We start from the raw sequence: 21,372 nt of genomic DNA on the forward strand, positions 1-21,372 counted from the left end.
AGATTCAGCAAAAGGACGTGCGCGTTAGCCGCTGACCTACACTCCATCCATTCTTTAACTGAGGCGTCGTAGGAACCATGACTTTAAAAGAGGACGTAAAAGCCAGATTCTCCTTTGCCTACGGGGTCGCCCTGCTGGTGGCCATCAACGGTTTTCTCTTGTTCTTACCGGTGTTGCAACGCGGCGTGGCGCACTCCAACGCCGCGTCCGGCCTGTTCAGCTCCTGGAAGGAAGCCCTGAGCTTTCTGGCGCTGCTGGAAATCCCCGGCTTCGTGGTGGGGCTGGTGTTGCTGTTGATGTCCATCGGCCTGCTGATCAAGTCGCGCATCAGTTGGTTCTTTTGCCTGCTGTTGCTGGTGGCCACGGTCTGCGTCGACGTGTTCATCCTGAAGCAACCCGATGGCGTGACGTTGTTCTCGCTGTTCACCATTGCCGTGCTGGTGTACTTCTGGCGCCGCTTCGACCACTACAGCCTGGCCACCGGCAGCTTTTTCGCCGTGGTCAGCATCGCCTCGCTGATCGTCTACAGCATGCTTGGCACGCTGTACATGGGCGAACAGTTCGCGCCGCAGGTCACCGACCTGCCGACCGCGTTCTACTTTGCCATCGTGGTGATGTCCACCGTGGGCTTTGGCGACATCGTCCCGCACACCACCGATGCCCGCATGTTCACCCTGACGGTGATCATCCTGGGCATCACCATCTTCGCGATCTCGGTGGCGTCCATTGCCGGTCCGCTGATCAGCAACAACATCCAACGCATTGTTAAGGGCAGGATTTCTCACATGGCGCGTAAAAATCACTACATCCTGGTGGGCATGGGTTCTCTGGCACAAAACGTCTACAAGGGCCTGACAGAACGGGGCGAACACGTGACCGTGGTCTGCCCCCCCGGCAGCCCGCACGACTTGCCGGAAAAGGCCGACATCATCGAAGGCGACACCTCGGCCGTGTCGACCCTGAAGCTGGCGGGTGCCAACGAAGCGAAATACATCGTGGTGCTGTCAGAAAGTGACGCGGAAAACGTGTTTGTGATTCTGGCGGCCAAGGAAGTGGCCGGTGACGACACGCAAATCATTGCTCTGGTTAACGAAACCCAGAACATGGCCAAGGTCAAACGCGTCAACCCTACCATGGTGCTGTCACTGCCCTTGCTGGGCAGTGAGCTGCTGGTGCGTACCCTGCAGGGGGATGCGATCAACAATGACCTGATCACCGAAATGTTCTTCGGCAAGCGTACGTCGCTGGGCTAAGGCACCTAGGCGCAGGCGCGGGCCATCCCCGCGCCTGCGCTCGTGCGTTCAGGCGTGGCTATCGTCCGCCGGCCGGGCAGGCCATTTCGCTCCGGCAATCAACCCCAGTTCGACCGCCGCAAAACCGATCACCAGGCTGGCCACCAGGTAGCAGATGGACACAAAGACCCCGGCCGGGTCTTTCATCATTTCAACCGCGCCAAACACGAAGCTGGAAAAGGTTGAAAGCCCGCCCATGATCCCGGTCCCGATCATCACGTGTACGTACTGGTTGATGCGGTTGCTTTTGAACAACGACGTCGCGACGCCCAACAAAAACGCCGCCACGATGTTGGCCACGAAGATGTCCATGGGAAAACCGTCGGCCAGGCGTGGCACCGAGAGCATCACAAACTCGCGGCACATGGCGCCAAACGCGCCGCCGACAAAAATCAACATGATCAGATTCAACATGGTTCCTGCTCCTGATTAACGCGCCAGCCAGGCGCCGAACGCGGCAGCCGCCAACCCCAACACCACCGAAACAATCAGATACCCGGCAGCCCAGGCACGGTCCTTGGCGCTGGCCAGTTTCGAGGCGTCCAGTTGCATGCTGCTGAAGGTGGTGTAGCCGCCCAGAATGCCGGTGAGCACGGCCGCGTTGAGAAAATCACCGTAACGGTCACGCCAGTCGACGCTGAACAGGATGCTCAGGTAACCGATCACAAACGCACCGCTGACGTTGATCACAAACGTGCCCAGCGGCAACGGCCCTTTATACAGTTGGCCAACCCGTAAACCGATCCACCAGCGCAGCAGTGCCCCCAGCCCGCCCCCCAATCCGACCCAAAAAACGTCCAGCGCAGTCATGAAAATCCCTCTCGTGTCTGTCAGTGAGTGGGAAGAACTCTAGTTCATATCTGCGGGCCGGACGTTTCGCTACCTGCCGCCGGATTTGCCGCGTCAGCCCGGCGAAAAAGGAGTACCCTGCCGCCCTGATTTGCATCCTGCCCACACGGAACACTCATGTACCCCAATGCTGACCGCTACAACCCTGACACCGAATACGCCAACAAACTGGTCGATCGCATCGGCCAGACCCCGGCCTGGATTGCGTCGCGCATCGGCGTGACGGAAAAGCGCATGCGCTACATCCTCGCCGGTTCGCGCACGATCAAAAATGACACCACTGAGATTTTCATGAGCTACGCCGAGCAGTTCTGCATGGAGTGCCTGGCCGTCGAAGCCAAGGCCGCCAAGGACCGGGCCAAGTCCAAAGCCTTGGCTGAGGCGTCGGACAAGGCTTAAAACAGGCCCATCTGCCCGCCCACCAAGGCGCTGAAGTCGTCGTCGACGAACACCAGAATCGCATCGGCCACCGGCTGAAGCTGGCGCGTCAGGTAATGTTCGTAATCCACTGCGCCCGTCAGGTTCTCCAGCGGCTGCGGCCCGGCCACGGTGATGATGTAGCTGATGGTGCCGCCACGCTGGTATTGGCGGGGTCGTCCGTGACGGTCGTTGTATTCATCGGCCAGCCGCGCGGCCCGCACATGGGGCGGCACATTGCGCTCGTAGTCGCTGAGCGGGCGACGCAGGCGCTTGCGGTAAATGAGCAAGTCGTCATGCTCACCGGCCAGCGTACTGCGCACAAAATCACGCACGTAATCCTGATACGGCTGACGCTTGAAAATGCGTTCGTACAAGGCCTGCTGGAACTGCTGCGCCAGCGGCGACCAGTCGCTGCGCACCGTTTCAAGCCCCTTGTAGACCATCTCGAACTGCCCGTCGGGGCGCTCCACCATCCCGGCATACCGCTTTTTGCTGCCCTCCTCGGCCCCACGAATCGTGGGCATCAGGAAGCGCTGGTAATGGGTTTCGTACTGCAATTCAAGCGCACTGGTCAGCCCGTACTCTTCGCGAACATGGTCTTGCCACCACTGATTGACGTGCTGCACCAGCTCGCGGCCAATGCGGCTGGCGTCGGCTTCGCTGTGTTCACTGCGCAGCCAGACGAATGTGGAGTCGGTGTCGCCGTAGATCACGCTGTAGCCCCTGGCTTCAATCAGCGCACGGGTTTTGAGCATGATGTCGTGCCCGCGCAGGGTGATCGAGGAGGCCAGTCGCGTGTCGAAAAACCGGCAACCGCTGGAGCCCAGCACACCATAAAACGCGTTCATGATGATTTTCAGGGCCTGGGACAGCGGCGCGTTCTGCTCGCGCTTGGCGGCTTCGCGGCCATTGGCCACGCGCTCGATGATGGCCGGCAGGCAATGCCGGGTGCGGGAAAAACGGGCGCCGCGAAAGCCGGGCACAGACGCGCTATCGCTGGGGTCGCGCAAGCCTTCTACCAGCCCCAGCGGGTCGATCAGAAACGTGCGAATGATCGACGGGTACAGGCTTTTATAGTCGAGCACCAGCACCGACTCGTACAAACCCGGCTGCGACTCCATGACAAACCCGCCGGGGCTGGCCTGGGGCGGGTTCTCCCCCAGGTTCGGCGCCACGAAGCCCTGACGGTGCATCAGGGGCATGTACAAGTGGTAGAACGCGGCCACCGAGCCCCCGCTGCGATCAGCCTCCAGCCCCGTGACCGACGCACGTTCCAGCAAGAAGGTCAGCAGCTGCGTTTTCTCGAAGATCCGCGTCACCAGCTCGCAGTCCTTGAGGTTGTAACGCGCCAGCGCCGGTTTGTCCTCGACGAACATGCGGTTGATTTCGTCCATGCGCTGGTACGGGGTGCTGATGTCCTTGCCTTCCCCGAGCAACGTTTGCGCAACGTTCTCCAGACTGAACGAGGGGAACGACCAGGTGGCAGAACGCAGGGACTCGATGCCGTCGATAATCAGCCGCCCGGCCGCGCTGGCAAAAAAGTGGTTGTTGCGCGCGCCGTGTTCGCGCCACTGCATCTCACTGCCGTCGCGCCCCAACGCCAACGGAATGCCAAGGCGGCGCGCATGTTCGTGCAGCACCCGCATGTCGAACTGCACCACGTTCCAGCCAATGATGGCGTCCGGGTCGTGCCGCGCAAACCACTGGTTCAGGCGGTGCAGCAGCTCGGCACGGGTGGCGCAGAACTCAAGGTCAAAATCCACCGGGGCATCGGCGGCCGTGGCCTTGCCCAACATGTACACCTGACGCTGGCCGCAGCCTTCAAGGGCAATTGAATACAGGTCGCCTTGCTCGCTGGTTTCGATGTCCAGCGACACCAGCTTCAAGCGCGGCCGGTAGTCGGGATGGGGTTTGATCTGCGCCTCCAGCCACAGGCCGTCCGGTTGTGGGTGCCCGTGAAAACTGACGGGCGCCGTGATGAAACGCTCCATCAGGTAGCGTTCCGGGGGGCGGATATCAGACTCGTAAACGTCTACCCCGGCACGTCGCAGACGCTGGGCGATGTCAGTCAACTGGCCGTATTGCTGGCAGTACAGCCCCACCACCGGGCGCGAATGAAAGTCGCACATCGCCAGTGGCCGAAATTCGAACCCGCGCTCAGCCTGCAACAGCGCTTGCGCCTGCTCGCGCTGCTCGGCGGGGATGAACGCGGTGCACGACTGAAGCGGCAGGCGCAGGCGTTGTGGCCCGTTGTCGGTGGCCAGCCAGAATTCGACTTCAATCCCCGACGGGGTGTCGCGCCAGTGGCGGGTCAGCACAAAACCGTGGTGCAGGCTCACACGCGCCCCCTCAACCCCGGGACCGCGTAATTACAGACAAGTGGCCATCGCCGCCATTCGACGCATGGCCACACTGTCATCGGGTTTGGCGGCGTAGTAACTCACCGAGGTGCCCGTGCCCTGGGGCGTCAGGTCGGCAAACGATTCGGCGCCCCGGGTGTAGACCGTCATGCCGCCGTCTTTGCCGGTGTTCATGTAGCCGCTGGCATCCACGCCGAACACGGCTTCGTCCTGCCACGAAAACTGAATGCACTGTGCCACCAACGGCGTGGCTTTACTGGAAGCCAGCACCCGCACCGGCGTCTGGTGACGCGCCTCATTCATCGCAGAGGAAACACAACCGCCCAGCAGGGCCAGGCTCACAGCGCCAATCAGCATTCGCATCGGATTACCCCTCGAAAAAGGCGTGCACGATAGCACGCGGCCAGCCGGGATTCATTGACGCACCCTGTTCGACAGCCCGTGGACGTGCAGTGGGCGGCGGTCAAACCGTGATCGTCGCAGAACGCACCGGCTCGTCGGATGTGAACACCTGGACCGTTCGCTTGCCGCTCGTCTGATAAGGGCCGGGCCATGGCTATTGTGCATCGCGCGCTGCTCAGGACCTTGCTGGCGGTGTCCCGCCTGTGCCACGCCGCTGATGAGGTCGACCCGCCGCCGTGCAGGCCTTGGCGCGCATGGGCAGTGACCTGCGCAGCCTCAAGCAGTTTGGGGCCCAGATCGATCACGTGCTGGAAAACGGCCAGAGCATAGAAATCCGCCACCACACGCGCCTGCTGGCCAAGCAACCCGACAAACTCATGGTCACGGTGGACAATCAGGGCAAACATCGCAGCCTGTATTACGACGGCCATGCTTTCACCGTGTACCAAAGCCCGGCGCGTATAACGCCGGCACCCTGGCGCCGTAACCGGGGCCTCAAGTGATCCCGCGCGGCTGATGGGGCTCATGGCCCTGACAACTTTGGATCCAATAAATCGCCCTGCCAAAAAAAAGCCCAAGTAGCTGATGGAAACTTGGGCCTTAAAAAATGCATAAACCGTGGTAGGTGAACGCGGGGCGATCTTACCTCAGCGTTACAACTCGTAACAAGATATTTTGCACGTTTTTTTCCAATTCTTTACTGACCTAAGTCATTAAATAACCACATGTTTTTAATAATATTAGTCCCATAAGGTTATTCCAAATGGCTATAAGCTGAATCTTTTCAGCCGTGGGCCAAAATGGATCCCATTCCACGCCTCATTTCACTTTGCGGCTGAGGTCTTCAACGCTGCGCTTCAGCCCTTCCATTGCACGCTGCTGATCGCTCACTTCGCGCTTGAGGGAAGACAGGTCGGCGGCACTTGAGTTTGAACCGGCACTGCGTTTCACGTCGTCGAGCTGACGCTCCAGTTTGTCCAGGCTGTTGTGATGGCTATCGACTTTGTTTTTGAGTGCAGACCATTCACTGGCACCCGAGCTGGAACTGGAACCGGCATTGCGCTTGAGGTCTTGCACCTCCCTGTCGAGCTTCTCGAGTGTACGGCCCTGGCTGTCGAGCGTGTTTTTGAGCGCCGTTACGTCAGTGGCGCCCGCGTTACGCTTGAGCACTTCCACTTGTTGCGCGAGCTTGTCGAGTTCTTTCTTTTGCTCTTCGGTGGTGCGTGTCAGCCGCGACAGCTCATTGGAGCCGGTGCTGTGAATCGACCCGGTGTCGCGTTTGAGCGCTTCAATCTGGCGCGCCTGCTCACTCACCGTCTGCTTGAGCGACTGCAGTTCAGCGAGGGCCCGGCTGTTGTCGTCGAGGGTTTTTTTCATCTGTTGCAGGTCATTGACGGTGAAACCCGCACTGCGCACGGTGTAGGTTCTGCCCGCCTCGCTGGCACCCGCCAGAATGGCGTCGTTGTACACGGCACTGAACGGCCCCATGACGATACGCGTCGGCTCACTGGCGGCTTGAGCCCCACTCCCTGGCATCAGCAACGCTGCACCCAGGACGGTCATCGCAAAAAAAGGGTGGCGGGCACTGAACATCGAATGATTCCTTTCCAAAGGGCCGATATGGCACATGGCTATGACTGAGTAATCGAATGCCGGTTCCCGCCGCGCGAATCGATAAATGGATCGACCCGGCACCCGAAAGTGCATTGGTGATGGCCTAAACGCCCGGGATTTCGCTAAGCTCTGGCCCCCAAGGTCTGTTACCACTTCATCGCCACCGCGACGAGAGTCTACGGGTGCAGGGCAAAGCGCGAGAGGCGTGGTTGGGTTGCTCCCAACACGCGTCGAGCAACGCCGCACTGCACTACGTGGATGCTCGTCCCTTCGGGTCGCGTGTCACCGTTAGCCGGTGACGCGGCTTGCAATGAAACGGTAACAGACCCGCGTTCAGCCCCTGTTGCGTGAGCCGTGCAATGAGAACCGATATGACCTGCCAGTTTGAGACACACGATGCCTTCTGCCCGACCTCCACACGTGATGCCAGCCATCATGTCCATGCCTTCGGACCCCAGGCGGTGAACGCATGATCGAAGTGACTGAAGTATCGATTGCCCACTTACGCGCCGCGCTGGAATCCGGGCAAACCACCGCCGTGGCGCTGGTGCAGGCTTACCTGCAACGCATCGACGCGTATGACGGCCCGGACACCCCCACCGCGCTGAATGCCGTTGTGGTGCGCAACCCGGATGCACTGGCCCAAGCGCGCGCGTCAGATGAACGCCGCGCCGCAGGCCAAACCCTGGGTCCGCTGGACGGCATCCCCTACACCGCCAAGGACAGTTATCTGGTCAAGGGGCTGACCGCGGCTTCCGGCAGCCCGGCCTTCAAGGACCTGATTGCTTATCGCGATGCGTTCACCATTGAACGGCTGCGTGCAGCGGGCGCCATTTGCCTGGGCAAAACCAACATGCCGCCCATGGCGAACGGCGGCATGCAACGCGGCGTATACGGCCGGGCCGAAAGCCCTTACAACGCGCATTACCTGACTGCGCCGTTTGCTTCCGGGTCATCCAATGGTGCGGGCACCGCCACCGCCGCCAGCTTCGCCGCGTTCGGTCTTGCGGAAGAAACCTGGTCGAGTGGCCGTGGGCCTGCGTCAAACAATGGCCTGTGCGCCTATACCCCGTCCCGGGGGGTGATTTCGGTGCGCGGGAACTGGCCCCTGACGCCGACCATGGATGTGGTCGTACCGTTTGCCAGAACCATGGCCGACCTGCTTGAAGTGCTCGACATCGTGGTTGCCGACGACCCTGACACCCGTGGCGATCTGTGGCGCTTGCAACCGTGGGTGCCTGTCCCGAGCGCCTCTTCGGTGCGCCCCGAATCGTACCTGCAACTGACGGCCACGCCACAGGCCCTGGCGGGCAAACGCTTTGGCGTGCCCCGCATGTACATCAATGCCGACCCCGACGCCGGCACGTCCGAAAAACCGGGGATCGGCGGCCCGACCGGGCAAAAGATCATTACCCGCGACTCGATCATCGAACTGTGGCAGCAGGCGCGCCGGGCGCTGGAAGCGGCAGGCGCTGAAGTGATTGAAGTGGATTTCCCGCTGGTCTCCAACTGCGAGGGCGATCGCCCGGGAGCACCCACGGTGTTCAACCGCGGTTTGGTGTCCGAAACGTTCTTGCATGACGAATTGTGGGATCTGTCGGCCTGGGCGTTCGATGATTTTCTGCGTGCCAATGGCGACCCGAAACTCAACTGTCTGGCCGATGTGGATGGCCCGAAAATCTTCCCCCATGACCCCGGCACCCTGCCCAACCGCGAAGACGACCTCGCGGCCGGCATGGACGAGTACGTGAAAATGGCCAAACGCGGCATCACGCCCTGGGATCAGATTGCGTCCTTGCCCGATGGCCTGCGCGGGCTGGAAAAAACCCGAAAAATCGACCTCGAAGACTGGATGGACAAGCACCAGCTGGCTGCCGTGATTTTCCCGACGGTCGCCGATGTCGGCCCGGCCGATGCCGACGTGAACCCCGAGTCAGCAGATATCGCCTGGAGCAACGGCGTGTGGGTGGCCAACGGCAACCTGGCTATCCGACACCTGGGCGTGCCGACGGTCACGGTGCCGATGGGCATCATGCACGACATCGGCATGCCTGTTGGCTTGACCTTTGCTGGCCGCGCCTACCATGACTCGGCGTTGTTGACCTTGGCCAGCGCATTCGAAGCCACCGGTTCGAAACGCAAGGTGCCGCCGCGTACCCCACCGCTCAGCAAACCCTAAGTGTAAGTGCTTGCAATCGAAAACGACCAAGCTTGCAATCAACGCACTTTCAGGCTCGAATTAATTGCGACTGAAGCGGCCCCCATGCTCGCATTAGCTGCGACTGTGCTTGCATTCAACCCAGCATGCTTGCAATCGATCTTCGCGGGCTCACTTTATGTGCGACTGACGGAGCGTCCATCAAACGGTGGTTTGGTGGACGTCAGCCCATGCAAGCACCTAATAGATCTGCTAGCTATACAGATCTGGCTAATGAGCAGATTGTTAAGTGTCGATAACTATTTCCTTTGAGCAAGGCACATGAACGCGCCACGTAAATCCATCACTGACCTCTATCTGTACGACCCGTTGGACCGTTTGACAGGCGCTCATTCGGCCCAACGTTTTTATAACGGCACCCGTATCGCGACCGAGATTCAGAACAATAGAAAAACCTGTTTTTTTGAACACGAGGGCATGCCTCTGGCTGAGTTACACCCAGCAGAAGCTGTCACATTACTGGCCACGGATCAGCAAAGATCGGTGCTGTACGGCGTTAGCCCTGTACTTAGCCAACCACAGAGCTACGGCCCTTATGGGTATCGTCCAACGACGAACGGGTTACTTAATTTACTGGGATTTAACGGCGAACGGCCTGACTCAGCAACAGGGCATTATTTATTGGGTCAGGGTTATCGGGCATTTAATCCTGTGCTAATGCGCTTTAACAGCCCGGATAAGTTAAGTCCTTTTGACAAGGGCGGGATAAATTCGTACGCATATTGCGGAGGCGACCCTCTGAATCGAAAAGATTCTACTGGGCACACATGGGCTCCATTAAAATCGCTTTTACGCAAGGTAGGCTTGATGAAAAAAGCGAAGCCAAGATTACCTGAAGGAGCAGTGTCTAAAGTGGGTTATCATGGCACTACATCTGCGGGTGAACGCCAACTTATTGCACACGGGCCTAAAGAAGGTCATGCAGGTCAAAATAGTAGCCTTGCCCAGTTGAAACATGGAGAAGGGTTCTACATTTCTCAACGGTATGACGATGCCAAAATGTATGCCGAAAGTCATTTGACCAACCGATTTAAAGCTATATCTGAGGCTTCTGTTGTCGAGGTTCATATAAAAAACATTCAGAAAAAAGTACTGGATCAGGACTATTACATTGGCAGCGGTGTCGATGAGGGGATGGTTGTTTTTTATCCGTCAACGTATTCAGACATAACAATAAAACCTTATCGGACTATTACTCGAAATGGATCCATCACATCATCACCGATTTCCAAAGTAATCCAGACCGTTCGTAGCACCTGAGTACAACAGCCTTGTGACCTCCCGACAATCGCTACGATTTGTGTTAAATCGGTAATCCTGCTGCCAGCATCTTGTCGCGTAACTCAGCAGCTCGTGCCGGGTCGAACATGTTGCTGAATAACGCTTTGATTTCGGTGGGCTTGGCGTCGAACTGCTCTACCAAGTCTTTTATCCGGTACCCATGACGAGTGAGTTTCGGTTCCAGATCATCCAGTTGACGCGACAGCACCGACTCCACCAGCTCCGCCGAAACAGGTTTCTCACCCGTCAAGTAGCCTGCCTCCAGAGACAGGCTTAAATGCAGTTGAATCTGCAAGGGCGTGCGCTGTTTGGTGGCCAACAGATCGATCGCATCTTCGGTCAAGATCGATTCAGCAGCTACTTCCCCCTCTGAACAGGTGTCCAGTAACCAGTGGATGTATTCGCGCTGGCTACCGGTGATGCCATCGAGTGAAAAAATGTCGGTGCGATAGCCTATTTCCTCCATCGTCGGACGACGCAAATCATTACGCAGCTTGGGATGGCCAGCCAGCACCACTGAGAGACGTCCCGCACCACCCTCGACGCCTGAAGTGCGTTGATTGCAAGCATGCCCGTTTCCGATTGCAAGCACTTACACCTAAGCACTCAGGGGTTGGCGTCACCCTGCCAACCCCTGTTCGTGTGCAGCCTGCTCAAACGCCAGACACGCCAAATCGCTTCGCACAGACAGGGCAAAGTGAGGATCGGCGGTCAAGTCTGAATAAGCTGCTTACGCAGGACGCGCGGCAGAAGGATGCGGGAAACACGATGAAAAATGGCAGGGGCGGCTGGATTCGAACCAACGCATGGCAGGATCAAAACCTGCTGCCTTACCGCTTGGCGACGCCCCTGTATCTGTTGCGATGAGTGCCTGGCACTCGGCTCCCGTTCGCTCAGCGCAACGCTCATAAATGGCTTTGGGCTGCAGGCCATGTGGCGACCTGTCCGGGAATGCGCGCAAATTTACCAACATTCGTAACATCTGGAAACCCCCAAACGCACAAATTTATTAAAAAACAGCCACTTAGTAGGAAAAGTTGACTTCAACGCCCCAAAAGCACCACGACGACAGTGCTCGCCACGCAAGAAAAATCCATTGCCCCCCCCAGCAAAGCTTCAACTGGGGGGCAATGCCTGAGGGGTTAATTCTGTGGAATCACGCGCGCATCACTGCCCGCGCCTTCGATATACACGTGCATCCCCGGTGTGAGGACAGGGTTGATTGGCTGGGTAACCGAAACCAATACACCACTTTTAACCCGCACGATGATTTGCTGAACTTGCCGCGGCTGGTCATAGCGCTGCCGTTCGGTGTAGTTGCCGCCCGCCGCACCGGCCAGTGCGCCCGCCACCATCGCCACATCACGCCCGGTGCCGTGACCGATCAAGCTGCCAATCCCTGCCCCGGCAATCCCGCCCAAAATGGCGCCGACCCCGCTGTCATGGTTGGTCTGTGCCTGCGTCAGCTCAATTTGCTCAATGACCCCGGTGCGGATTTCATACTCATTGGGCCCCGGGTTATTAGCGCCGCCATTCACACACGCGGTCAGAACGAGCGCTGCCAATGCGATTGACAGGGTGGACAGTATTTTTCTCATCGCCGTCTCCATGGTCCAGAAAGGGGTTAATCACGCTGAAAAGGAGCGTAGCACACGGTTTTTTTGACGCTCGGGAGTCGTGCTTTGCGCGGACACCTGAATGAAAAACCCCGCACTAGGCGGGGTTCAGGCGTGCGGGATTGACCGCTCCGAGATCGACGCCGTTATGACGCCGCGTCCAGCTCAGCTTTAAGCGCCTTGGCGCTGGAGCGAGCACGCACCCAGCTAAAAGCAATCGCGAGGATGAGGGCAAAACCGACGTAACCCAGCAGTGGGTAAACCGTACCGACCAGCTTGCTAAAGCCACCTAGGCTCAAGGCCAACCCCACGCACACCGCGACTGCACTGGTCACCTTGAAACGGCGCGTTTCAGGTTTGGCGAAGCGGGCACTGAACGCAAAGAACATCCCTACCGCCGTGCTGTACACCATGCAGACCAGGGCCAGAGACATCACCACTGACAGCATCGGCGAGATGCGGCCGGCCAGTGCCAGCGATGGCATTTCAATGCCCTGCAGTTGGTTGATGTTGGCGAACAAGCCAATGTTCAACAGCAGGATCAGCACACCCAAGCCCAAACCGCCGAGAATGCCACCCACCGCCGCAGCCTTGGGTTGCTGGGTCATGCCACCGATCACAGCCAACATCGGGAAACCGACCGCGATATTGAACGAGGCATACAACAGAGCCCCGACAAACCAGTTGCCGGACACCGTCTCGTTGTTTTCACGGGCGACTGCGTCGAGGGTCTCGACGGGGGCGTTATAGCTGAAGATCGAATAGGTGGTGATGATCAGCACCATGGCCAGCAGAAACGGCATGACCGCGCTGATCAAATCAATAATGCGCTTGACGTTCATGCACAAGGTAACCATCACCAGGACCGTCATCAGTACGCCGCCAAACAAAGGGGGCATGTCGTACTGCTGAGCGAAGATCGAACCGCTGCCTGCCAGCATGACCACACCAACGCCATACAAGAAGAACGACAACACCACATCCACGACCCACCCAATGCGTGCGCCGAACAGGCTGTAGAGAACCTCTTTGTGCGAATTTGCTTGCATCTTCGAGCTCATGCGGGCGATTTGCATGCCCAAAAAAGCAAACATCAGGCCGCTCACCAACGTGCCTGCGATGCCGATCAGCCCATAGCCAGTAAAAAACTGCAGTACCTCCTGCCCGGAGGCAAAGCCACCGCCAATAACGACCGACATATATGCAAGGGCAATCTGGATGGATTGTTTATTCATGACACGTTCTCTTTCTTAGACTTATTAGGTGCACGCCACAGGAGAAGCCGCCAACGCCCTCCTCTGTGCGTAAGCGCATCGACAGAGCAGGTTCTCGAATCAGTCAGATAGGAGGTGCTGCGCAGGTAAATAGATGCCGAGCGCAGTATAGGAAGTGTCTTGTAGTCCTTTTCACCATATACACCGCCATATCTGGTGAAAAATGTGGCCTTACTGACTTTGGCCTCATAAAAGTCTGGATCTTGTGTTTATTAACCCGAAAAACAATTGAAATATATTGATACAAGATATTCTTTACAAATCAGACAGTTAGATTATATGTCGCGCGCAAGGTGATTCAGCCGCTGCGGCAGAAGGCCAATGGCTTGAGCGATAGGTGGAACATCCACAGGGTGGCTGACTGAATATTCGCGACAGGTGGGCGCCCGACGCTACTGTCCTGACGAAGGCGTCGAGTTGTCGGCTTTTGGCTTACTTGGCGCAATATCGCACTGAAGGTCGTGACAGCGTCGACTGCCATCCGGATGCGGTAACCACGCCAGGTGCGGGCGCCAGCGGCAAAAAAAACCGGTAACCCAGATTCAGTAAGGGCCTCATCACGGGCCATGACAACGGCGTGACCCAAATGCCGAGACCGGCGGCGCGCCAACTCCACAAGGTCGCGTCCAACCCCATCACCCAGTCCCCATCACTGAACCTGGCATGCAAGGATGACTGCATGGCCTCAAGGGAAAACCCCACAGCGCTGGCGTCAAATCCATCTTCACTGATATCGACAAAAAGAAGCCGGGCCGGTGAGGCTTTGGCGCGCAACAGTTTTATTTCCTGGGCGCAGAGCGGGCATGCGCCATCAAAATAAAGCGTGAGCGGCCACTGCGCATTCTTGTACATAGCCTGATTACCTGTATAAGTTTTTTCACACACTATTCTCAAAAAATCAGGCTGACAACCGGCGTGGCCACTCGCTTGAAGGTGCGCATCGGCTAAGGGGTCAACTGCCCCGCAACCGTTGCACACAGCAGTAGCGCCCGCTCAAGGTTTTGCACTGACAGCCGATAAATCAGCACTGAAGGTTCGTCCATATTTTAGGAAACGCATCATGCTCAATCTGTTCCGTAAGAACCGTGTACTGGACGTCATCGAAGCGATTGAGCAAACACAGGCCGTCATCGAGTTCGACATACAGGGCAATATTCTGCGTGCCAACCAACTCTTTCTGGACCTCTTTGGGTATTCCATTGAAGAGGTTAAAGGTCGTGCGCATAGCCTCTTTACCAAGGCCAGTGATGCAGACAGTCAGGCATACAGTGATTTTTGGCGGGACCTTCGAAGCGGAAAACCACAGTCAGGCGAGTTCAAGCGCTACACCAAACACGGCACACCGGTCTGGATTCAGGCAACCTACACCCCTGTTTTTCGTCGCGGCAAACTGCAACGCATTATCAAATTCGCCACGGATGTGACTGCCTCCGTTATTGAACATGCGCGCGCGGACGCTCAGATTGCCGCCATTAACCGTGCACAGGCCATTATCGAGTTCAGCCCTAATGGCACGATTCTCGATGCAAACGATAACTTCCTTAAACTCATGGGTTATTCACTCGACGACATTCGGGGTGAAAAACACTCTATTTTCGTCCCGCCCGCTCAACGTCAGTCGAAAGCCTATGCTGACTTTTGGCAAAAATTGCGGGCGGGCCACTACGAAACGGCCGAGTATCAACGAATGACCAAGCGTGGTGATTCGGTGTGGATTCACGGCAATTACAACCCGATCATTAATGCTGAAGGCAAGGTTGTCCGGGTGATCAAATTCGCAAATGACATCACGGCAGAAGTCATGCGCAACCGCGAGTTCAAATTACTGTCACTGGTTGCCAACGAGACCGATAACGCCATTGTCATTACGGATAAAGACGGGCTTATCCAGTATGTGAATCAGGGGTTTACGAAGTTGACGGAATACAGCCTGGAGGAAGTTCGAGGTAAAAAACCGGGGCATTTCCTCCAGGGCGCCGCCACGGACCCCCACACTGTGGAGCAGATTCGGGATGCCGTCAGTCATCGCCGCCCGATCTATAACGAAATTCTCAACTATAAAAAATCCGGAGGTCACTACTGGATTTCCCTGGCCATCAATCCTGTTTTCAGTGACGCCGGTGAACTTGAGTATTTCATTTCTATCCAGGCCAACATTACCGACACCAAAGAACTCTCCCTTGAGTCGGACAAGCGCTTTAAAGCCATCAGTGTCAGTAACGGCGTCGCGGAATGGGAAACCAATGGCCAGATGAGCACGGCCAACGACTATCTGGTGCATCACTTGGCTCACACCGATTTACCTGAACTCTTGGCCCGCAAACACAACTTGCGCACTCTCCTGAGCCCGGAAATATTCACGAAACTGCTTAAGGGCGAACAATTCGCGGGCGGTTTCGCCATCCCGTCCAAAGACGGTCGGTCCATCCAATTCAGCGGCGCGCTGTGCCCCATTACCGACTCAATCGGCAATATCAAGCGCATCGTAAGTTATGGCGTGGACGAGCAAACCAAGCACGATGCCTCGCAAGTCACTGACCGTGAAATGCGACGCGTACAAGAATCCAGCACACAAATTGCCAATATCATCGGCACAATCAACTCCATCACCGAGAAAACCAACTTGCTCGCCCTCAACGCCGCGATAGAAGCCGCACGCGCGGGCGACTCGGGCCGGGGGTTTGCAGTCGTAGCCGACGAAGTGCGCAAGCTGGCCCAACAGTCTGCCGTTTCGGCTAAAGAAATCACTCAATTGGTGAACGAAAGCAGTGGCCGAATCGATCGCCTGAGTGACTCTCTCAATGCACTTCTCTCTTCGTCATAAACAAGACGAGTGAGGAACGGTATTCAAGCCTTGAAGTGGGTATCCACTACGGGCCACATCTGTACACCCAATCAACCAGACTGAATAAGTAGCATCGTGTCGTGACGGGAAAAGAGGTCGGTCTGTTGGATAGCAGATTGGGGAAGCTGGCATCGAGCCGCGCTGCTCAGGGGTGGATCAGTGACTGGGCTATGTCACCTCAGAGTGACGGTCATTGATCACTGCGGTGATGTCGCTCCGTCTGCAACGATGCGCAAGGTAGACTTCATGACTGGATTCCAGAAGGGAGGCCATTAGTAAGATGGCTTCCAACGGGCGCTATAGGCTGAAACAAGGCATTCATTGAGGCGCATCTCGTGCTTTTTGGGGCTCGACCACAGACCCGGGCATGAGGACTGTTATAGAATTTGCGCGTAGGAAAATTAGCTTGATGACATAGGAATTCGCGCAAGCTCCATGAAAAAACAATTACCAGCCTTAACGTCCCTGCGTTTTTTTGCAGCCGCGATGATCGTTGTTCAGCATGCCGCTGGCCATTTTGGTGTTTTTAAAGATCTGGCTAAAAACTATGCTTTGGACCAAGGTGTATCGTTCTTCTTTGTTTTATCAGGCTTTATTCTGACCTATACACATGGAAACTTATCCGGCGTTAAAAACTCAATTTATTTTTTATGGGCACGGATTGCGCGAATTTGGCCTTCTCACGCCACCACCATGATTACCTTTTACATTCTTTGGGCCTATGTATTTAGCACCGGTTACAGCCCAGACATCAGCACAACACTTAGCAATCTGACGTTAACTCAATCATGGATACCCTACCCTTCCTACTTCTTCTCATACAACGGAGTTTCTTGGTCCTTATCAACAGAGCTTTTTTTCTATGCCATGTTCCCTCTATTGATTATCAACATCCGTAAAAACTGGCCACTGAAACTTTTATTTTCAGTATCACTTTTAGGGCTTAGTTTTTTGATCATCAGTATCACACGACCTCCTGCCGTGATTACGGGAGACATCATTACGTCAGCCTCTTGGCTGTATATCTGGCCTCCTGCAAGGCTTCTGGAGTTTGTCTTCGGCATGTTAGCCGGGCTGGTGGTAATGCAAAAAAGTGACTCGCTACTCGACTCACGCTGGTCAGCCATCTACGGCTTCATGGCTCTGACAATCATGATTTGTGCAGGTATCTTGGTGCCTAATCTGTCCTCCTGGATGTTATCGCATCAGTGGATCAGCCTCCCACTTGCCGGGTGGTTAAATGCCAGTGGAGCGGCCCCTTTTTTCGCCCTTGGAATATTACTTTTAGCTGTCAGCAAAGACTTTATTACGCGAGCATTGTCTTTCAAACCGCTCGTATGGCTAGGAGAAATAAGTTTTTCAATTTATTTAACCCACCAAATCATACAAAAGACATTGAGTCTCCATCCGCAGTGGTTCGCTTCAATCGATCAGAGCGTGCAGATGCTGGGATACTGCATATTTGTCATTATTGTGTCCTTCTTGCTGTGGCGTTTTATAGAGAAGCCTGCACAAAAACTTATGCTTTCGCCATTCAAAAATAATACAAAAACTTTGGTTAATGCCTTACAAGCAAAAAGCCCTCCACCCACAACATCATCCCCTCATTACTCAGCACGAGTAAATCCGGCATGTGAATCAACAGCTCCGCCTTGAACGGTTGAACCTTTTCGACCAGCCCTTGGTTGGCGTCGAGCACGGCCTCGACCGTGCCATTGAGGTCGCCTTAGTAGTTCTGGCAGAGGGTGTCGAGCACATCACCGCTAGCTGTTATGCAAGTCGTCGCCATAGCGCACAAACTCCAAGGTAAAGCCCTGCTTTCACGGGATGCCACCTTGCAGCAGGGCGCTTTGTTCTTCTTCGATGTTTTTCATACACCAGTTGCCACGCACGTCGCCGTAGCCGGTGGTCAGGCCCAGAGGCTGGAGTTGGGCGCCGATGCTGCGCCGGGTGATGGTGTCGAATTGGCCTGCACCAGCCTGGGTGTTAAGCCCCCTGCTCGCCAGAACCAGGCTGCTGAAATGCAGGCGTGCTGGTTTTTTTCCAACAGATCGGGATGATTGACCAGTTCAAAGGCCAGCGCTTCACCACATGCGGTGTAGTTAATGCGGCCGGTGATTTGGATCAGACCACGGCCGCGATACGTCTGGCCGTCGCCGTCCGCCTCAGGTGTATTGCCCAAGCGCTTGGCGAGAGAGCCGGTGTCGTATTTGCTCAGGTACTGGTCGCTGCCCAATTTGCGCACGTAGCGAAACTGACCGGATTCGTGACCGATCTGAGCGATGAAGGCGACGATGCGTTTCGTGCCGACGATATGGAATTGGATCATCGCGGTGGATAGAACAGGAACAAAAAACGGCTGACGTCGCTGCGTGTCAGGATGACGATGCCCAGCGCTGCACCAAGTGCGCTTTGTCCTTATTGGCTCTGCATGACCAGCAGCTTGCCGTCCGCCACCTTGGCGGTGCAGTCGAACTGCTTGGAAAGTCGGGTGATGAAGTTGAAGTCTGCCTCGCTGAGCTGATCTGCACGAGGCACTACCGTGTCGACCAGCCGTTAAGTGCCGCTACGTCCTTGACGATGCTGGCCAGGCTCGCCCCTTCCCAACTGCCGCTGCGCGTAGTCTTGCCACTGCCGCGCATGTCGCTGGCTTTACCCCGGATCACCAGCGTATCGGTTGGGCCGGACAACTCGACCTCGTCCACGGTACAGCGCCCGAGGCGGGTTAATGCGGTGCCGCTGTAGCCGAGGAATACTTCGATACTTGCCCCACGGCTTGGCAATGACACGGCGCTATCATGGTCGTCGATGCGCAGTTCAAAGTCGTCGGACTCCATGCCGAGTTTGTCACTGGTTCGCAATGAAAGCAGGCGGTCGTTGATCAGCGCGGTGATGTCAGCACCGTCTACGACGATGCGAAAAGTTGGTTTCATTGTCGTTAAACCGTAGATATAAAAAAGCCTCGACGAGTCGAGGCCTTAAAATTAGAAATATTAAATGATCAGGGGCCGTGGAATAGAACCGATATCCCAGGCCTAGTCTTAGTCGTTCACTGCCAAAGTACTAGGCATGTGATACTTCGTTAAGTCTGAACACTACCATTTCCACTTCCATCTCTAAGTTGTATTTAAAAACAACTTTGGTATTTTTGAGCATTCCTGGAAGACGATAGATATCGTGTCCACCCGTCATGCCAAGAACGGGAACTTTGAACGGCGCCCTTGACTCCAACGGCATGCCAAACTTGGAAATAATCCACCCCTGATTCATATAGCTTTTAAGTTCATAAGGTAATGTTCCCTTATAAAGGGATTCTCCTTCGAAACTTTCCAGCAAGCTAATAAAAATTTTTTCAAATCGTTTATTATTGGCCCAAAAGCCAAGTTCAACGCCCGGCGCCGTCATCATTGATAAGGTGTCACTGTCGTCGAACATGCCTATTGGCGGACCGCCCGGAAGATAAAGACCTGACGCGACCATTTCAGGATAGGTGCGTCCAAGACTTTTAACCAAGTCATCAATCATTGCAGCATTCATATCAGTACCAGCCTTCTTGCTGATGGAGGTTGTGCAAATCGGATCGAGCACTTTCAACCTGATCTTCGGTAAAGCCTTCGTCCAGCAGGTAAGGCTTGATCGCATTAAGGTTCGTATCTACAGCAGAGCGTAGGTCTGAGGCATCCTTAGCCTGCTGAACCTTAGTATTTCTACCACCGTACGTCTCACTGTACTTCTGATGAACCTTGCGTGGAATTGCAATACTTGGCGCTTTGCGCAATATCGCTTGAATCTGCCTTTCGCTTAATTGAGGGTAACTTGCGTTCAAAAAAGCAGCCAATGCTCTTTGCGACGGTATGTGGTCGATGTCGAGACCGTCCTTTGCACTCCGACTGGAAAGGTCATTCGCGGGGCCGACCTCCAGAGGATTGACCATCGGCTTCGCAAAGACAAGGTACAGCGACTTGATCCCGGAATCCGCCGGGAAAGTGATGATGCAGTCCTCAACGGTGAACTCATCAATAGGCGAGCCCTGAATTTTGCTGTCGTCCCCTTCGCTGATCGGGTGAACCAAAATGTTCGCCAGTTCATCGGTCACGCCTGGGTAACGGGTGGGTGCGGTTACCACGGGGCCTTTGTTCGGTGTCCAGATAATCGTGATTCCGCCGAGATGGGCTTCCATTGCACTTTTATCGGCGTTCCATTTGGCATGAATCACCGGAACCGAGTCTTGACCTGACTGGGCGCTGGTGTGGATACCGTAGACCTGCAATGCCCCATTAGCGTCATTGCGAAACTGGAAGCGAACTCGCGTCGTGGCAGTACGCATGTCGCGCAATTGTTCTTCTGTGTAGAAAGAATCGTCCCCGAGCATTGTCGGGGTCATGGCCATTATCACCACGCGCTCCACAGGCCCCGCCGCTTTTTTAAGCACCATCCCGGCCATTTCAAGTGACCAGACGAAACTTCTTAGAATGAGTTCTCCCGCGACTCTCCCCAACCCGACCTCGGTCGCGGAGGAAGCCATAATCATGGTTTTGCCGAAGTTCGTCGCGGGCTCACTGCCGGTTCCGGCGTGGGTAGTACCCCAAGGGGCCGTGCTGATGGACTTGGCGAAGGTAAGATCAGTCAGTTTTTTGGGAGCTGGCCATTCCTCTTTCAACATGTAAACAGGATCTGGCTCAGGCATGGGGCAGAAAAAACCGCCGCCCCCCGCTGCATTGGAACTGTTTGTAACCAGCACCCAATCACCGTTTCTGACGGCATTGAGAATGTCCTGATTACTGTTGATCGTGTAATGATCACGCAAGAGTTCATCCAGCCCTTCAAGGCTTGACCGATTGCCCTCCAGCATTTTTCTTACTGTGCTCTCGGCAGAGTGTGACGGCTCCGCATCACTGGCCCCGCGAGCAGTGCTTTTCATTAAACGCATAGGTTCCCTCAGCGCTTGAGTCATCTGCGGATGTTACTACGCAGGGTTAGACGCACTTTGTAGGAACAATCTGAATTTACCAGCACCCCGTTTTAATCTACCCCCACAGCATCACCACCTCATCACTCGGCAACGGCAGGTCGGGCAGGTGAATCACCAGCCCGGCCTTGAACGGCTGAACCTCTTCGGCCAGCCCCTGGTTGGCATCGAGCACGGCCTCGACCGTGCCATTGAGGTGGCCGTAGTAGTTCTGGCAAATGGTGTCGAGCAC

Annotated in this window: 17 protein-coding genes, 1 tRNA gene and 5 pseudogenes; 7 read left to right on the plus strand and 16 right to left on the minus strand. The window is 56.0% G+C overall.

Going from position 1 to position 21,372, the window contains the following annotated elements:
• Positions 1–77 precede the first annotated feature (77 nt).
• A complete protein-coding gene (gene kch, locus BKD70_RS19820) occupies positions 78–1,253 on the plus strand; it encodes a voltage-gated potassium channel protein (protein WP_047275735.1) in 1,176 nt (391 codons plus the stop codon).
• A 48-nt stretch (positions 1,254–1,301) separates the two neighbouring features.
• Here the strand turns inward: kch and crcB (BKD70_RS19825) are convergent, their stop codons facing one another.
• Positions 1,302–1,706, minus strand: coding sequence for a fluoride efflux transporter CrcB (gene crcB, locus BKD70_RS19825; RefSeq protein ID WP_047275737.1), 405 nt, complete (start codon positions 1,704–1,706; stop codon positions 1,302–1,304).
• A 15-nt stretch (positions 1,707–1,721) separates the two neighbouring features.
• Positions 1,722–2,102, minus strand: a complete 381-nt coding sequence (gene crcB, locus BKD70_RS19830; protein ID WP_047275739.1) for a fluoride efflux transporter CrcB — start codon at positions 2,100–2,102, stop codon at positions 1,722–1,724.
• Positions 2,103–2,258: 156 nt separating this feature from the next.
• Between crcB (BKD70_RS19830) and BKD70_RS19835 the strand changes: the two genes are divergently transcribed.
• Positions 2,259–2,540: a hypothetical protein gene (locus tag BKD70_RS19835; protein ID WP_047275741.1), complete on the plus strand. Its 282-nt coding sequence runs from the start codon at positions 2,259–2,261 to the stop codon at positions 2,538–2,540.
• On the opposite strand, the gene BKD70_RS19840 is transcribed toward BKD70_RS19835, so the two are convergent.
• Together BKD70_RS19840 and BKD70_RS19845 are read right to left on the minus strand one after the other, a co-directional pair.
• Positions 2,537–4,900 carry a DNA polymerase II gene (locus tag BKD70_RS19840; RefSeq protein WP_047275743.1) on the minus strand — a complete coding sequence of 788 codons (2,364 nt, stop codon included), beginning with the start codon at positions 4,898–4,900 and terminating at the stop codon, positions 2,537–2,539. The two genes, BKD70_RS19835 and BKD70_RS19840, sit on opposite strands and share 4 nt — an antisense overlap.
• Positions 4,901–4,930: 30 nt before the next feature.
• Positions 4,931–5,284 (minus strand): lipoprotein, encoded by a 354-nt coding sequence (locus BKD70_RS19845; RefSeq protein WP_047275745.1) that lies wholly within the window; start codon positions 5,282–5,284, stop codon positions 4,931–4,933.
• A 293-nt stretch (positions 5,285–5,577) separates the two neighbouring features.
• Between BKD70_RS19845 and BKD70_RS19850 the strand changes: the two genes are divergently transcribed.
• Positions 5,578–5,826 carry a DUF2092 domain-containing protein gene (locus BKD70_RS19850; protein WP_094987551.1) on the plus strand — a complete coding sequence of 83 codons (249 nt, stop codon included), beginning with the start codon at positions 5,578–5,580 and terminating at the stop codon, positions 5,824–5,826.
• A gap of 316 nt (positions 5,827–6,142) precedes the next feature.
• On the opposite strand, the gene BKD70_RS19855 is transcribed toward BKD70_RS19850, so the two are convergent.
• Complete coding sequence (locus tag BKD70_RS19855; protein ID WP_052892180.1) at positions 6,143–6,916, minus strand: hypothetical protein; 774 nt, start codon at positions 6,914–6,916, stop codon at positions 6,143–6,145.
• A 490-nt stretch (positions 6,917–7,406) separates the two neighbouring features.
• On the opposite strand from BKD70_RS19855, the gene BKD70_RS19860 reads away from it, so the two are divergent.
• Both BKD70_RS19860 and BKD70_RS24445 read left to right on the plus strand, forming a co-directional pair.
• Positions 7,407–9,116, plus strand: a complete 1,710-nt coding sequence (locus BKD70_RS19860) for an amidase (protein WP_047275748.1) — start codon at positions 7,407–7,409, stop codon at positions 9,114–9,116.
• Positions 9,117–9,416: 300 nt separating this feature from the next.
• The gene (locus BKD70_RS24445) at positions 9,417–10,415 is read left to right on the plus strand and encodes an RHS repeat-associated core domain-containing protein (protein WP_080960343.1); all 999 of its coding nucleotides are present in this window, start codon (positions 9,417–9,419) and stop codon (positions 10,413–10,415) included.
• Positions 10,416–10,458: 43 nt separating this feature from the next.
• Here the strand turns inward: BKD70_RS24445 and BKD70_RS25465 are convergent.
• The 5 genes and pseudogenes from BKD70_RS25465 to BKD70_RS19885 form a co-directional block, all read right to left on the minus strand.
• Positions 10,459–10,980 (minus strand): annotated as a pseudogene (locus BKD70_RS25465) (AAA family ATPase); the annotation flags it as partial.
• 232 nt (positions 10,981–11,212) lie between these two features.
• Positions 11,213–11,287 (minus strand) — tRNA-Gln (locus BKD70_RS19870).
• 291 nt (positions 11,288–11,578) lie between these two features.
• Positions 11,579–12,034, minus strand: a complete 456-nt coding sequence (locus BKD70_RS19875; RefSeq protein WP_047275750.1) for a glycine zipper 2TM domain-containing protein — start codon at positions 12,032–12,034, stop codon at positions 11,579–11,581.
• Between the two features lie 164 nt (positions 12,035–12,198).
• Positions 12,199–13,287: a membrane protein gene (locus BKD70_RS19880; RefSeq protein ID WP_047275752.1), complete on the minus strand. Its 1,089-nt coding sequence runs from the start codon at positions 13,285–13,287 to the stop codon at positions 12,199–12,201.
• Positions 13,288–13,718: 431 nt separating this feature from the next.
• Positions 13,719–14,178 (minus strand): annotated as a pseudogene (locus BKD70_RS19885) (thiol-disulfide oxidoreductase DCC family protein).
• 208 nt (positions 14,179–14,386) lie between these two features.
• Here BKD70_RS19885 and BKD70_RS19890 point away from each other — a divergent pair.
• Together BKD70_RS19890 and BKD70_RS24450 are read left to right on the plus strand one after the other, a co-directional pair.
• Entirely contained in the window at positions 14,387–16,150 is a 1,764-nt protein-coding gene (locus tag BKD70_RS19890; RefSeq protein ID WP_047275753.1) for a PAS domain-containing methyl-accepting chemotaxis protein, read from the plus strand.
• Between the two features lie 456 nt (positions 16,151–16,606).
• Entirely contained in the window at positions 16,607–17,827 is a 1,221-nt protein-coding gene (locus BKD70_RS24450) for an acyltransferase (RefSeq protein WP_080960219.1), read from the plus strand.
• On the opposite strand, the pseudogene BKD70_RS19900 reads toward BKD70_RS24450, so the two are convergent.
• The 6 genes and pseudogenes from BKD70_RS19900 to BKD70_RS19925 all read right to left on the minus strand — a co-directional run.
• A pseudogene (locus BKD70_RS19900) lies at positions 17,730–17,960 on the minus strand (tail protein X). The gene BKD70_RS24450 and the pseudogene BKD70_RS19900 sit on opposite strands and share 98 nt — an antisense overlap.
• Positions 17,961–17,991: 31 nt before the next feature.
• Positions 17,992–18,530, minus strand: a pseudogene (locus BKD70_RS19905) (glycoside hydrolase family 19 protein); the annotation flags it as partial.
• Positions 18,518–19,104: pseudogene (locus tag BKD70_RS19910) on the minus strand (late control protein); the annotation flags it as partial. The pseudogenes BKD70_RS19905 and BKD70_RS19910, both read right to left, overlap by 13 nt.
• A 130-nt stretch (positions 19,105–19,234) precedes the next feature.
• Positions 19,235–19,708 carry a DUF6392 family protein gene (locus BKD70_RS19915; protein WP_047275759.1) on the minus strand — a complete coding sequence of 158 codons (474 nt, stop codon included), beginning with the start codon at positions 19,706–19,708 and terminating at the stop codon, positions 19,235–19,237.
• Between the two features lies 1 nt (position 19,709).
• A complete protein-coding gene (locus tag BKD70_RS19920) occupies positions 19,710–21,092 on the minus strand; it encodes an S-type pyocin domain-containing protein (RefSeq protein WP_254658244.1) in 1,383 nt (460 codons plus the stop codon).
• A 106-nt stretch (positions 21,093–21,198) separates the two neighbouring features.
• Positions 21,199–21,372, minus strand: a 174-nt coding sequence (locus tag BKD70_RS19925) for a tail protein X (protein WP_070415391.1), incomplete at its 5' end; no start/stop codon positions are given.

Origin of the sequence: Pseudomonas sp. BS-2016, from assembly GCF_001806145.1 — a bacterium.
In the GTDB taxonomy this organism is placed as follows: domain Bacteria; phylum Pseudomonadota; class Gammaproteobacteria; order Pseudomonadales; family Pseudomonadaceae; genus Aquipseudomonas; species Aquipseudomonas lundensis.

Excerpts from the sequence above, each read along its gene's own strand:
- kch (WP_047275735.1), top strand. The coding sequence starts at position 78 with ATGACTTTAAAAGAGGACGTAAAAGCCAGATTCTCCTTTGCCTACGGG.
- BKD70_RS19860 (WP_047275748.1), top strand. The coding sequence starts at position 7,407 with ATGATCGAAGTGACTGAAGTATCGATTGCCCACTTACGCGCCGCGCTG.
- BKD70_RS19920 (WP_254658244.1), bottom strand. The coding sequence starts at position 21,092 with ATGAAAAGCACTGCTCGCGGGGCCAGTGATGCGGAGCCGTCACACTCT.
- BKD70_RS19890 (WP_047275753.1), top strand. The coding sequence starts at position 14,387 with ATGCTCAATCTGTTCCGTAAGAACCGTGTACTGGACGTCATCGAAGCG.
- BKD70_RS24450 (WP_080960219.1), top strand. The coding sequence starts at position 16,607 with ATGAAAAAACAATTACCAGCCTTAACGTCCCTGCGTTTTTTTGCAGCC.
- crcB (WP_047275737.1), bottom strand. The coding sequence starts at position 1,706 with ATGTTGAATCTGATCATGTTGATTTTTGTCGGCGGCGCGTTTGGCGCC.
- BKD70_RS24445 (WP_080960343.1), top strand. The coding sequence starts at position 9,417 with ATGAACGCGCCACGTAAATCCATCACTGACCTCTATCTGTACGACCCG.
- BKD70_RS19875 (WP_047275750.1), bottom strand. The coding sequence starts at position 12,034 with ATGAGAAAAATACTGTCCACCCTGTCAATCGCATTGGCAGCGCTCGTT.
- BKD70_RS19915 (WP_047275759.1), bottom strand. The coding sequence starts at position 19,708 with ATGAATGCTGCAATGATTGATGACTTGGTTAAAAGTCTTGGACGCACC.
- BKD70_RS19855 (WP_052892180.1), bottom strand. The coding sequence starts at position 6,916 with ATGTTCAGTGCCCGCCACCCTTTTTTTGCGATGACCGTCCTGGGTGCA.
- BKD70_RS19880 (WP_047275752.1), bottom strand. The coding sequence starts at position 13,287 with ATGAATAAACAATCCATCCAGATTGCCCTTGCATATATGTCGGTCGTT.
- BKD70_RS19835 (WP_047275741.1), top strand. The coding sequence starts at position 2,259 with ATGTACCCCAATGCTGACCGCTACAACCCTGACACCGAATACGCCAAC.
- BKD70_RS19845 (WP_047275745.1), bottom strand. The coding sequence starts at position 5,284 with ATGCGAATGCTGATTGGCGCTGTGAGCCTGGCCCTGCTGGGCGGTTGT.
- crcB (WP_047275739.1), bottom strand. The coding sequence starts at position 2,102 with ATGACTGCGCTGGACGTTTTTTGGGTCGGATTGGGGGGCGGGCTGGGG.
- BKD70_RS19850 (WP_094987551.1), top strand. The coding sequence starts at position 5,578 with ATGGGCAGTGACCTGCGCAGCCTCAAGCAGTTTGGGGCCCAGATCGAT.